Genomic DNA, 12,387 nt, shown 5'->3' on the forward strand with positions numbered 1-12,387 from the left:
CGCTTCGGCGAGGCGGTGCTGGAGGTGGCCACGCCGCGCGTGCGCACCTCGCGCGCCGTGCTGCATGCCGAGCGCGTGGCCGTCTGCACCAACACCGAGCTCCACGGCCTGTTTGCCGAACGCATTGCGCCTCATGACCTGCGCCTGTGCCAGCTGCAGATGTTGCGCGTGCGGCCCGAGCCGGGCTTCCAGCTGCCGGGCTCGGTCATGGCCGACCTGAGCCTGGTGCGCTACCACGGCTACAGCAAGCTGCCGGAGGCCGCGCCGCTGCTGGCGCAGATGCAGCGCGAGGAGGGCGAGTCGCTGCAGCACGGCATCCACCTGATCGTCGTGCAGAGTGCCGATGGCTCGCTGGTGGTGGGTGACTCCCACCACTACGGTGCCGCGCCGCTGCCGTTTGCCGACCAGCGCGTGGACGACATCATCCTGCGCCACCTGCGCGAGACGCTGAAGCTGCGCGAGGCCACGGTGACCGAGCGCTGGGTCGGCCTCTACCCCTCGTCCGCCAGCACCGACTGCCTGATCGACAGTCCTGACGAAGCCACGCGTGTCGTGCTGGTCACCAGCGGCACTGGCGCCAGCACCGCCTTCGGCATCGCCGAGGACGTTTTCGGTGACTGGTGAGCCCCTCGCAGAACATCCCATGACATCGAACACATCCCTCCCTGCCACCGATCCACTCAAGGCCGTCGTCTTCGACTGGGCCGGCACGCTGCTGGACTTCGGCTCCTGCGCGCCGATGGGCGCGTTTGTGCGCCTGTTCGAGCGCTACGGCGTGAAGCTCGGCATCGACCAGGCCCGCGGCCCGATGGGCATGGCCAAGTGGGACCACATCCACGCGCTGGGCCAGTTGCCGGAGGTCGCGGCCCAATGGCTGGCGCGCCACGGCCAGCCGTTCAGCGACGCCGACGTGGATCACCTCTACGAAGTCTTCACGCCGATGAACGCCGCCGTGGTGGCCGACTTCGCCGAGGCCATTCCCGGCGCGCCGCTGATGCTGGCCGCGCTGCGCGCACGCGGCCTGAAGATCGGCTCCACGACGGGCTACAACCGGCCCATCATGCAAGTCCTCACGCCACTGGCGCAGGCCCAGGGCCTGGTCGCCGACAACCTGGTTTGCGCCGGCGACCTGGCCGAGGGCCGGCCTTCTCCGCTGATGATGTATCGCTGCTTTGCCGACCTGGGCGTGTGGCCGGCACACAGCGTGGTCAAGGTCGACGACACCGGCGTGGGCCTGCAGGAAGGCCTGAACGCCGGCACCTGGGCCGTGGGCGTTTCGGTCAGCGGCAATGCGATGGGCCTGTCGCTGGCCGAGTGGCAATCGCTGGGCGTTGCAGAACAAGCCCGGAGGCGTGAAAAAGCCGCATCCCAGCTGAGCGAAGCGGGGGCACACTACGTCATCGACAGCGTGGCCGAACTGCTGCCTGTCATCGATGACATCCAGGCCCGCTTGTCGCGAGGTGAGCGGCCCTGAGTCCTTCCAAAAGGCTGGCCCTTCGGCCGGCCAAACCAGGCAAAAAGGCACACGTTTCTCGTCATGCTGTACCTGCTGAACCTGCTGGCGGCGATTGCGCTGCTGGTGTGGGGCACCCACCTGGTCCGCACCGGCATCCTGAAGGTGTTCGGGGCAGGGCTGCGCCGGCTGATCCAGGCCAGCACCGGCACGCGCGCCAGCGCGGCGCTGGCGGGGCTGGGCGTCACGGCGCTGGTGCAAAGCAGCGGGGCCACCAGCCTGATCGCGTCATCCTTCGTCAGCCAGGGCCTGATGTCGCTGTCGACCGCATTGGCAGTGCTGCGCGGCGCAGACGTCGGCACCGGCCTGGTCACGCTGCTGTTCTCCTTCAACCTGGCCTGGCTGTCGCCCTTGTTGCTGCTGGCTGGCGTGGTGTTGCACCTGTCGCAAGAGGGCAGCACCGCGGGCCGCCTGGGCGGCGTGCTGATCGGCCTGGGCATCATCACCTTGGCATTGCGCCTGATCGGCCTGGCGACCGAGCCCTTGCTGGCCGCGCCGCAGATGAAGATGCTGCTTGGCGGTGTGCGCAACGACGCGCCGCTGGAGCTGCTGGTCGGCGCGGTGCTGGCGCTGATGAGCTACTCCAGCCTGGCCGCGGTGCTGCTCACCGCCGCGCTGGCTGGCACCGGCATCGTCTCGCTGGAAGTGGCGTTTGGCCTGGTGCTGGGCGCCAACGTGGGCAGCGGCCTCAGCAGCCTGCTGACGACCATGCACGCGCCCATCGAAGGTCGTCGTGTGCAGCTGGGCAACTTCCTGTTCAAACTGGCGGGCGGCTTGCTCGCCGCGCCTTTTGTGCACGGGCTGGCGCAGTCGCTCGGGCCGCTGCGGCCGGGCGCCGCTTCGTGGGTGGTGCTGTTCCACCTGAGCTTCAACCTGGCCTGCGCGCTGCTGTTCCTGCCGGCCACCGGCGCGATGGCGCGGCTGGTCGGCCGCTGGGGCGAGACGCCACCTGTCTCGCCGAATGCGCTCGCGCTTCACGCCACTGGCCCGCGCCACCTGGACCCGGAGGTGCTGGACACACCGCAACTTGCCATGTCCTGCGCCGCGCGCGAGGCTTTGCACCAGGCCGACCTGGTCGAGACCATGCTGCGCGGCCTGCTGCCGGTGATGCGCGACAACGACCTGGCGCTGTCGGCCGAGCTGCGCCGCCTGGACGACCAGGTCGACACGCTGTATTCGGCCATCAAGTACTACCTGACCAAGATCCAGCGCAGCTCGCTGTCCGAGCGCGAGGGCCGGCGCTGGGCCGACATCCTCGCCTTCACGATCAACATGGAACAGATCGGCGACGCGGCCGAGCGGGTGCTGCAGGACCTGGAGGACAAGAAGATCCGCCCCGGCCGCAACTTCTCCGAGGCCGGCATTGCCGAACTGGCCGAGCTGCACGGCCAGCTGCTGAGCAATCACCGGCTGGCGATGAGCGTCTTCCTCAGCGGCAACGAACAGGAAGCCCGCGACCTGCTGGCCCAGAAACGCCGCTTCCGCGACCGCGTGCAAGCCTGCGCCGCCAACCACTTCGACCGCCTGCATGGCAACACACCGGAGAGCATCCAGACCAGCTCGCTGCACCTGGACCTGCTGACCGAGCTGCGCCGCATCAACTCGCAACTCTGCTCGATTGCGTATCCGACGCTGGAGGCGGCTGCAGCACGCGATGCGGTGCAGCAAGCGCAGCCGGCGGTCTTGAGTGCGGCCCCGAGGCCGATACCTTTTCGGTCGGACTGAGCGTTTGAATCCCAGTGCGTGGTGCCGCGCCGAGGTCGCGTGAAAATAAATGGGGTCAGAGTCAATTTATCTTGAGATACCTCAACTCGCTGGAACCGGCGTGCCCGATAAATTGACTCTGACCCCATTTATTTGAAGCACCGCCGTGGCGGAGGCGAGCCAGGGGAACCGAGGCCAGCTCGGTGGTCGCTCAACCCTCGAACAGATCGCTGCCCCGCTGCGGTGGCGTCACACCCAGGTGGCGGTAAGCCATCAAGGTGGCCACCCGCCCACGCGGCGTGCGCTGCAGGAAGCCCTGCTGGATCAGGTAGGGCTCGATCACGTCTTCGATCGTGCCGGGCTCTTCGCCAATCGCGGCGGCCACGTTTTCCAGGCCGACCGGGCCGCCGTCGAAGCGGTGCACCACGGCTTCGAGCAGCTTGCGGTCCATCAGGTCGAAGCCGCGTGAGTCCACGTCCAGCATCTTCAGCGCGGCGTCGGCCATTTCGCGGGTGATGCGGCCGGTGCCTTTGACGTCGGCGTAGTCGCGCACGCGGCGCAGCAGGCGGTTGGCAATGCGCGGCGTGCCGCGGCTGCGGCGGGCGATTTCGGTCGCGCCTTCGACGTCGATGGGCGCGTTCAGCAGCCGCGCCGAGCGGGTCACGATGCGGGCCAGTTCCTCGTCGGTGTAGAACTCCAGCCGGGTGACGATGCCGAAGCGGTCGCGCAGCGGGTTGGTCAGCATGCCGGCGCGGGTGGTGGCGCCCACGAGCGTGAAGGGTTGCAGGTCCAGCTTGATCGAGCGGGCGGCCGGGCCTTCGCCGATCATGATGTCGATCTGGTAGTCCTCCAGCGCCGGGTACAGGATTTCCTCGACCACGGCCGAGAGCCGGTGGATCTCGTCGATGAACAGCACGTCGTTCTTCTCGAGATTGGTCAGGATGGCCGCCAGGTCCTTGGGCTTTTCCAGCACCGGACCGCTGGTCTGGCGCAGGTTCACGCCCAGCTCATTGGCAATGATGTGGCTCAGCGTGGTCTTGCCCAGCCCCGGCGGGCCGAACAGCAGCACATGGTCCAGCGCCTCGCTGCGCTTCTTGGCCGCGCCAATGAAGATCTCCAGCTGTTCGCGCGCCTTCAGCTGGCCGACGTATTCGTCCAGCCCCTTGGGCCGCAGCGCGCGTTCCTGCGCTTCTTCCTGCGGCGTCACCGGTTGCGCGGTGACCACACGGGCCGGCCGGCTGGCGGCGGGGCCGAAATCGTCGGTCTGGATGGACATACAGGGATTATGGCCGGCCGGGACCGTGGCGGGGCTCAGTCTTGCAGCGGAACGGCCGCGAACATGGTGCGGTTTCTGGACGGGTGGCTTGGCAGATGCCCTGCGGCGCCGAAAGCTCGTCGCGGCTCGTCCCTTTCATTGCCCGCTTCGTCGCAGGCGGCTTGAAGCGCCCATGTCACGGTGGGAGGCTTGGCATCTTCCATGTCTGGCCAAAATCCCATGCCTACTCACAACCTTGTGCCCGCCCGTCGCCGCTTGTTCGGCCATGGCATCCGGCTCGCTGCAGTCGCGGTCATTGCCTTCAGTCCCGTCCTGCAGGTCCTGGCGGCGGCGCCGGCACCTGCCGAGCTGCGCGCGCAGCTGGACACGCTGCTCGCCAACGCAGTGCCGGCCGATGGGCCCGGCGCGGTGATGCTGGTGGCCCGTGGCGACACGGTGCTCTACCGCAGCGCGCGTGGCATGGCCAGCATCGAGCTTGGCGTGCCGCTGTCGCCGGACCAGGTGCTGCGCATCGGCTCGGTGACCAAGCAGTTCTCGGCGGCGGCCTTGCTGCAACTGGTGGACCAGGGACTGGCGAAGCTGGACGATCCGCTGTCCAAATACCTGCCGAGCTACCCCGGCGCAGACGGCATCACGCTGCAGCAACTGCTCAACCACACCTCGGGCGTGAAGAGCTTCACCAGCCTGCCGCGCTACATGGGCAATCCCATTCGGCGGGACCTGAGCACCGCGGAGATGATCGCCGAGTTCAGCGGCCAGCCGGTGGACTTCGCGCCCGGCGCGTCCTGGGCGTACAACAACTCCGGCTACGTGCTGGTGGGCGCGGTGATCGAGGCCATCACGAAGAAGACCTGGCACGCGCAGGTGGCGGCCATGCTGCAGCCGCTGGGCCTGGGCCGCACCCAGTATGACGATCCGGATCGCGTCATTTCCGGCATGGTGTCGGGTTACAGCAGCGGCGCCGCGGGCGTGGAGCGTGCGGGCCTGGTGAGCATGACGCAACCGCACGCAGCCGGCGCCTTGGTCAGCACGGTGGACGAACTCTGGCGCTGGAACCTGGCCCTGCATCGCGGCCGGGTGCTGAAGCCGGCGACCTACCTGCGCATGGTCACGCCCGAAGGCGCCCCGGCGCAGAAGGCGGCCTACGGCGATGGCATTTATGCCGAGACGCTGCGCGGCCAGCCCATGCTGCAGCACGGCGGCGGCATCCACGGCTTCAAGTCGGTGCTCATCTGGCTGCCGGCGGAGCAGCTCAGCGTGGTGGTGCTGCACAACAGCGACAGCAGCGCGCTGAACGTCGGCAACCTGGGGCGGCGAGTGGCAGCCATTGCCCTGGGCCAGCCCTTTCCGGATGGCCCCAAGCTGGACCTGCCGGTGAGTGAACTGGAGAAACTGCAAGGCGTGTGGCGCGCCGCTGGCAGCTCGGCCGCGGCGGATGACCGCTTGCTGCGTGTGAAGGACGGCGCCTTGTATGCGCAACGCGGTGAGGGGCGGCCACTCAAGCTGCGGCCCATCGCCGGCGGCCTCTTCCTGTTTGAGAACGCCCTGCACCGCCTGGAGACCGCGCCTGGCAGCGAGACGCTGCGCTACTTCGAGGGGGGCGAGGGCGACGGCGAGACCTGGCGCCGGGTCGGTCCGTTGCCGCCCTGAATGCATCGGGCGGCCTGCGGGCCTGCGGTCGCCGCTCAGGCGTAGGTGTCGATCTGCAGGCCCAGGCGGCGGGCGGGATCTTCGTCCTTCTTGCCCGCCAGCGGGTCGGCCGGATCGGACTGCGCTTGCGCCTGTGTGTCCTTCGATTCGCTGGACTTGGCTTCGCTCGCCTTGCGCCTGGCCTCGGCGTCCTGCGTGGCCTTGTTCTGCAGCGCGGTGATCTGCTGCTGCACCGACTGCATCTGCATCTGCAGCAGTTGCTGCTGCTTCTGCTTGTCCTCGGCACTCAGCGTGTCGTCCTTGGCCAGGTCCTTCAGGTCCTGCGCCAGGGTCTGCAACTGTTTTTGCAGCGCGGCGATCTGCGAGGCGGTGGTGGACGAGCTGCCGCTGCTGGCGCTGGCGGCGTTGGCGACAGTGGTGGAGGCGGCGACTTGCATGACCAGGATTTCGGCCTGGCTGTCTTGAAGCTGTATGTGATTTACGCAGTCGACACAAAGGGAGCCGCTGGCCGGGCCTGCGCGGGGAGGCGGCGTTCAGCCGGGAGCCGGCCCCAGCGAGTTGCGCAGCACCAACTCGGGCTGGAATTCGTGCACCAGCGGCAGCGACATTGCGTAGCACTGGTTCAGCAGCATGCGGCAGGCGTTCAGGCCCATGTTGTCGATGGCGATGCGGATGCTGGTCAAGCTGGGGCTGAGGTAGGCGGCCATTTCGTCGGCGTCGTCGTAGCCGATCACCGAAACCTCTTCCGGCATGCGTTTGCCGGCGGCATGCAGCCGGGCGATGGCGCCCATCGCCATCAGGTCATTGCAGCAGAACAGGCCGGTGAATTGTGCGCCGCCGGCCAGCAGCGCGCCGGTGGCCTCCGAGCCGCCCTTGGCGGTGAAAAGCCCGTCCACGCAGGGCACCTGCTCGCGGGCGATGCCGGCCGTGGCCAGCTCGTCGAAAAAACCCTGCAGGCGCTGCCGATTGTCCGGCGCCTCGGCCAGGCCGGCAATCACCGCCAGCTGCCGGTGGCCGTGGTCCAGGAAGGCCCGCCCGGCCAGCCGGCCGGCGGCGTGGTGATCCACCGAGAAACATGCGGCCTTCATGCGCACCACTTCGCGGTTGACCACGGCCACATGCGGGAAACGCTCCTGGAGGGCCAGCAGGTCTGCATCGGTCAGCGCGTTGGTGGTCACCAGGATGCCGTCGCAGCCGCGGTCCATCAGGAAGCGCACGCCGTCCTGGGCCTGGCGGCGCATGCTGGCCTGGCCGCAGCCATTGGCCGCGACCATGTGGCGCTCGTGGCTGCGCAATTCGCTTTCCACCGCATGCAGCATCGGGCCGTAGAACGGGCCCTTGAAGTCCGGCACATAGACGCCGATGGTGCCGCTGACCTGCGTGACCAGCGCGCGGGCAATGGTCGACGGCCGGAAGTCCAGCGTCTGCACCGCCGAGGCCACGCGCGCTGCCGCCTTGGCCGAGAACGAGCCGCGGCCGGAGAGCACCCGCGAAGCGGTGCCCACGCCGACGCCGGCGAGCTGGGCCACATCCTTGATCGTCGGCATCGTGTCTGTTTGAAAGCGGAATCGCTGGGGTCATTCACCGCCCGCCTGTTGCGCCGCAGCGCCTGGATCGCCTTGCTGGCGATCCTCGGTCAGGCCGTGGTGCCGACGGTGTCACGCCTGCTGGTGGCGGGCAATCCCACGTTGAGCGGCTGGGCCGGACTCTGTACACCTCGGGGTACCCGCCGGGTGGCCCTGGCGCCAGACCCGGGGCGCCGTCCAGCCCGGGGCTCGCCGGCAGCAGCGTGGGCAGGCGCATGCATTCGGCCGGCAGGGTCGGGTGCAGGCTGTCTACAATGATTCAGTGTTTTCCCTGAGTTAGCTTGCTGCCGTTTGTTGATCTTCCGCAACCCACGCTGCCAGCCCTTGTCGTACCAATGGAAGCCGTCTGGGACGGATCGTCATGACCTTTGATTCACGAGTTTCGCTGCGCGATGACCCGGTGCAGCAGTTGGCCTGCGGTGATGTGTTGTTCGAGGCCGGTGGCATGGGCACGGTCTGGCAGCTGACGGCAGGTGCGTTGCGCCTGGACCGGGCCACGGTGGACGGCCAGCGCTTCATGCAGATCGTGCTGCCTGGCGACCTGATCGGCCTGGAACTGCTGGCGGCCTACCCGTATGCCAACACCGCGCGCGCCATCGTGCCCAGCGAAGCCCGCCGGCGGGTGCTGGCCAGTGACGCCGAGCGCCGGCTGGTCCTGATGGAAGGCCTGCTGCAGCAGCAGCGCCGCGGCGAGGACCTGGTGGCGCTGCGCAGCAGCTCGGCGCAGGACCGGCTGAAGGCCTTGCTGCTGATGCTGGCGCCGGAGGACGACGCACCGTGGATCGGCGAGGAGGCCCATACGCCCCTGCCGACCATCAAGGACATGGCAGCCATCATCGACACTTCGCCCGAGACCGTCTCGCGCATCTTCGCCAACCTCAAGCGCACCCAGATCCTCGATGGCCGCGAGCGCCAAAGCGCGCGCTTCAGCCGCGCCCGCCTGCGCGAAAGCGAATGGCCGGCCGGCATGACGCGCAGCGACGGTGGGGCCCGGGTGCGCGATCATCTGGGGGCCTGAGCGGCTGCGGCTGCATCTCATGGCCACCCGACAGCAGGAGACAAAACACCGATGCAAGCTTTCAAGACCCCGTCCTTCTTCACCCGAGCCACATGGGCGCTGGGCCTGCTGGCTGCCAGCGCAGCAGTGCTGGCCGAGCCGCCCGCGGTGACCGACTTGTGGGTGCGCGGCACCGTCGCCCAGCAAAAGGCCACCGGGGCCTTCATGCAACTGCGCTCCGCCCAGGGCAGCCGGCTGGTTAGCGTGGCCACGCCGCTGGCCGGCATGGCAGAAGTGCACGAGATGAAGATGGTGGGCGACGTGATGAAGATGGGCGAAGTGGCGGGCGGCCTGGAGCTGCCAGCCGGCAAGGCCGTCAAGCTCCAGCCCGGCGGCTTCCACGTCATGCTGATGGACCTGAAGCAGCCGCTGAAGGCCGGCGACCAGGTGCCGCTGACGCTGACCTTCAAGAATGCCGACGGCAAGACGGAGCAGTTGACCGTGCAGGCGCCGGTGCGCGCGCTCGGAGCTTCAGCGCCCGGCCCTGCGCTGGAACATTGAGCCCGAAGGGACTCAGCCCAGCGACTTCAACGCCAGCTTGATGCCTTCGCTGACGCCCACGTCCGGCGGCAGCTTCTTCAGCGCCGCCGCCGCGTCCTTCTCGTTGTAGCCCAGCGCCATCAGCGCCTGCACGATGTCGGCCTGCGCGTCGGTCGCCACGCTGGCGCCCACGCCCGGCAGTTCGGCGCCCAGCTTGCCCTTGAGCTCCAGCAGCAGCCGCTCGGCGGTTTTCTTGCCAATGCCCGGCACCTTCTGCAGCCGCGCGCCTTCCTGCCGTGTCACCGCGCCTGCCAGGTCCGAGACCGACAGGCCCGAGAGAATGGACAGCGCCGTGCGCGGCCCGATGCCGCTGATCTTCACGACCTCGCGGAACGTGGCCCGCTCTTCTGCCGTCAGGAAGCCGTAGAGCAAGTTGGCGTCTTCGCGCACCACCTGGTGCACCAGCAGCGTCACCTTCTCGCCCAGTCCCGGCAGGTTGTAGAACGTGCTCATCGGCACGTCCACCTCGTAGCCGACGCCCTGCACGTCAATGAGCACCAGCGGAGGGGACTTTTCCGCAATCAAACCCGTGAGACGACCGATCATGTGCGGGATTATCGTTTGGCTCACAATCGCGCCCCAATGATCCTCCGCCACACCTTTTCCCCGCTCGACAACACACGGCTGGCCCACCTCTGCGGCCCGTTGGACGAGCACCTGCGGTCCATCGAGGCCATGCTGCCGCTGAGCATCACGCGGCGGCAGGGCGCGTTCAAGATCGATGGCAGCAAGCGCGACGCCGAGCGCGTGCTGGCGATGCTGGAGATGCTCTACGAGCGGGCAAAAAAGCCCATCACTGCCGAGACCTTCCAGCTGGCGCTGGACGACCTGCGCCGTGGTGGCGCGCCGGTGCACCTGCCGGACGCGGCCGAGGGCGACATCGTGCTGCACACCCGGCGCGCCGACCTGACCGCGCGCACGCCAAACCAGTTACAGTACCTGCGCCACATCATGGCGCACGACATCAGCTTCGGCATCGGCCCGGCCGGCACCGGCAAGACCTTCCTGGCGGTGGCCGCGGCGGTGGACGCACTGGAGCGCAGCTCGGTGCAGCGCATCGTGCTGACGCGCCCGGCGGTGGAAGCCGGCGAGCGGCTGGGTTTCCTGCCGGGCGACCTGACCCAGAAGGTCGACCCCTACCTGCGCCCGCTGTACGACGCGCTGTACGACCTGATGGGCTTCGACCGCGTGACCAAGGCCTTCGAGAAGGCCACGCTGGAGATCGCGCCGCTGGCCTTCATGCGCGGCCGCACGCTGAACCATTCCTTCATCATCCTGGACGAGGCGCAGAACACCACGCCCGAGCAGATGAAGATGTTCCTGACCCGCATCGGCTTCGGCTCCAAGGCGGTGGTGACCGGCGACGTGAGCCAGATCGACCTGCCGCGCGGCATGCCCAGCGGGCTGATCGACGCGGCCGAAGTGCTGCGCGACGTGAAAGGCATTGCGATGACCCGCTTTACCTCGGCCGACGTGGTGCGCCACCCGCTGGTGGCCCGCATCGTCGACGCTTACGACAGCCAGCGCGAAGAGCGCGAGCGCGTGCATGAACGGCAGCGCAAGCTGGAGACGCGCTGATGGCCGGCGTCAAGCCCGCTGCAAAGCCCGAGCTGAGCCTTTCGCTGCAGTTCGCCGACCCGGCGCACCGCGCCCAACTGCCGCGCCACAAGGTCATGCGCTGGATCCGCGCCGCGCTGGAAGCGCCGGGCGAGATCACGGTGCGCATCGTCGGCGAGGAAGAAGGCCGTCGCCTGAACCACGAGTTCCGTCACAAGGACTACGCGACCAACGTGCTGACCTTCGACTACGAGCACGAGCCGCTGGTGATGGCCGACCTGATCCTCTGTGCGCCGGTGGTCGAGAAGGAAGCCAGGGAACTCAAGCTCCCCGTGGCCGACCACTACGCCCACCTGCTGGTGCACGGCACCTTGCACGCCCAGGGCTACGACCACGAGGACGACGACGTCGAAGCCGAAGCCATGGAAGCCCGCGAAACTCAGATCCTGCTCGGGCTGGGCCTGCACGATCCGTATCCGGACAAGCGCTGAGCGACTGCGGCCTGGCTCAGAACCCCAGCACGAAACAGGCGCCGCCACTTGGTCGCTTGGCGTGGCGCACGGTGCCGCCGAGGCCGTGCACCAGTTGCCTCACGACCGCCAGCCCGATGCCGCGGCCCTGGGCCTTGGTGGAGAAGAAGGGCGTGAAGACCTGGGTTTCCAGGCCTGGGGCCACGCCGGGACCGTTGTCGCTGACGGTGATGGCCAGTCGACCGCCTCGACCCAGGCGCGCTTGCAGCAGCAAAGCCGGTGCGGCGCCGGGGTCATGGTGATCGGTTCGCTGGAGACAGGCTTCCAGCGCATTGCGTGCCAGGTTCAACAGGGCCTGTTCGAGTTGGGCGGGATCGGTGCGCAGTTGCAGGCTGTCAGGGGTGACTTCGCAACGCACCGTGCCACCCGCTGCCGACCAGTCCGCAGCCACCAGGTGCTGCACGCCAGACAGCAACTGCGCCACCTCCACCACCTGCCATTGCGGCGCCGGCCACTGGCTGACCGAGCGGTAGCTTTCCACGAAGGCCAGCAGCTGTGCCGACCGGCGGGCGATGGCCTCCAGCGCTTCAGCCAAGTCCGGTTGCGCCTGCGCGGCTTCGGCAAGCAATTCGATGGCGCTACCAGAGAGCGACGCGATGGGCGTCAGCGAGTTCATGATCTCGTGCGTCAGCACCCGCACCAGTTGCTGCCAGGCCACCAGGGCCTCGGTTTCAAGTTCCGATTCGATGGGCATCAGTGCGACCAGCCGCGTGGTCTCATTTCCCAATTGCAGCGGTGCGCTGGCCATCAATGCACGCTCGCTGCCTCGCTCGCCCTCGAAGCTCAGCACTTCGCGGTGTCTGCCTTCGGTTGGCGTTCTCGCGACCCGTTCTCGCAGCGCAGCTGCAGCCACGCCGCCGGGCGCGCCACCCGGTGCCATCAGCCGGCGTGCGGCCACGTTCAGCGGCAGCGCTTCGAGCGCATCCACACGCCAAAGTGCTACCGGCGCATGTGCGAGCGCCGCTTCCAGCGCC

General features: G+C 68.2%; 13 protein-coding genes. 8 read left to right on the forward strand and 5 right to left on the reverse strand.

Translation table 11 applies throughout. The annotated features are described in order from the left end of the window. The 3 genes from FKP22_RS08915 to FKP22_RS08925 all read left to right on the forward strand — a co-directional run. The coding region (locus FKP22_RS08915; RefSeq protein WP_170200817.1) for an FAD-dependent oxidoreductase at positions 1-624 on the forward strand (624 nt) is incomplete at its 5' end. A 19-nt stretch (positions 625-643) separates the two neighbouring features. Then, the gene (gene phnX, locus FKP22_RS08920) at positions 644-1,474 is read left to right on the forward strand and encodes a phosphonoacetaldehyde hydrolase (protein WP_141287079.1); all 831 of its coding nucleotides are present in this window, start codon (positions 644-646) and stop codon (positions 1,472-1,474) included. Between the two features lie 63 nt (positions 1,475-1,537). Continuing rightward, entirely contained in the window at positions 1,538-3,238 is a 1,701-nt protein-coding gene (locus tag FKP22_RS08925; protein ID WP_141287080.1) for a Na/Pi cotransporter family protein, read from the forward strand. Between the two features lie 190 nt (positions 3,239-3,428). Here FKP22_RS08925 and ruvB read toward each other — a convergent pair whose 3' ends face one another. Then, on the reverse strand, positions 3,429-4,493 hold the full coding sequence (gene ruvB / locus FKP22_RS08930; protein WP_141287081.1) for a Holliday junction branch migration DNA helicase RuvB: 1,065 nt from the start codon (positions 4,491-4,493) through the stop codon (positions 3,429-3,431). A 237-nt stretch (positions 4,494-4,730) separates the two neighbouring features. Here ruvB and FKP22_RS08935 point away from each other — a divergent pair, with 237 nt between their 5' ends. Continuing rightward, entirely contained in the window at positions 4,731-6,143 is a 1,413-nt protein-coding gene (locus tag FKP22_RS08935) for a serine hydrolase domain-containing protein (protein WP_170200818.1), read from the forward strand. 35 nt (positions 6,144-6,178) lie between these two features. Here FKP22_RS08935 and FKP22_RS08940 read toward each other — a convergent pair whose 3' ends face one another. Together FKP22_RS08940 and FKP22_RS08945 are read right to left on the reverse strand one after the other, a co-directional pair. Next, positions 6,179-6,580, reverse strand: a complete 402-nt coding sequence (locus FKP22_RS08940) for a FlxA-like family protein (protein WP_141287085.1) — start codon at positions 6,578-6,580, stop codon at positions 6,179-6,181. Positions 6,581-6,676: 96 nt separating this feature from the next. Continuing rightward, positions 6,677-7,690, reverse strand: a complete 1,014-nt coding sequence (locus FKP22_RS08945) for a LacI family DNA-binding transcriptional regulator (protein ID WP_141287087.1) — start codon at positions 7,688-7,690, stop codon at positions 6,677-6,679. A gap of 400 nt (positions 7,691-8,090) precedes the next feature. On the opposite strand from FKP22_RS08945, the gene FKP22_RS08950 reads away from it, so the two are divergent. Together FKP22_RS08950 and FKP22_RS08955 are read left to right on the forward strand one after the other, a co-directional pair. After that, positions 8,091-8,747 carry a Crp/Fnr family transcriptional regulator gene (locus tag FKP22_RS08950; RefSeq protein ID WP_141287089.1) on the forward strand — a complete coding sequence of 219 codons (657 nt, stop codon included), beginning with the start codon at positions 8,091-8,093 and terminating at the stop codon, positions 8,745-8,747. 51 nt (positions 8,748-8,798) lie between these two features. Continuing rightward, a complete protein-coding gene (locus FKP22_RS08955) occupies positions 8,799-9,287 on the forward strand; it encodes a copper chaperone PCu(A)C (protein WP_141287091.1) in 489 nt (162 codons plus the stop codon). A 12-nt stretch (positions 9,288-9,299) separates the two neighbouring features. Here the strand turns inward: FKP22_RS08955 and ruvA are convergent, their stop codons facing one another. Next, on the reverse strand, positions 9,300-9,872 hold the full coding sequence (gene ruvA / locus FKP22_RS08960) for a Holliday junction branch migration protein RuvA (protein WP_141287093.1): 573 nt from the start codon (positions 9,870-9,872) through the stop codon (positions 9,300-9,302). 36 nt (positions 9,873-9,908) lie between these two features. On the opposite strand from ruvA, the gene FKP22_RS08965 reads away from it, so the two are divergent. Both FKP22_RS08965 and ybeY read left to right on the forward strand, forming a co-directional pair. Then, on the forward strand, positions 9,909-10,904 hold the full coding sequence (locus FKP22_RS08965) for a PhoH family protein (RefSeq protein ID WP_141287095.1): 996 nt from the start codon (positions 9,909-9,911) through the stop codon (positions 10,902-10,904). Further along, on the forward strand, positions 10,904-11,374 hold the full coding sequence (gene ybeY / locus FKP22_RS08970; RefSeq protein ID WP_141287097.1) for an rRNA maturation RNase YbeY: 471 nt from the start codon (positions 10,904-10,906) through the stop codon (positions 11,372-11,374). Before FKP22_RS08965 ends, ybeY begins: the two co-directional genes overlap by 1 nt. Positions 11,375-11,390: 16 nt before the next feature. On the opposite strand, the gene FKP22_RS08975 is transcribed toward ybeY, so the two are convergent. Beyond that, on the reverse strand, positions 11,391-12,387 hold a 997-nt coding region (locus FKP22_RS08975; protein WP_211361347.1), incomplete at its 5' end, for a sensor histidine kinase.

Source organism: Ideonella azotifigens (genome assembly GCF_006519715.1).
GTDB classification, from domain to species: domain Bacteria; phylum Pseudomonadota; class Gammaproteobacteria; order Burkholderiales; family Burkholderiaceae_C; genus Ideonella; species Ideonella azotifigens.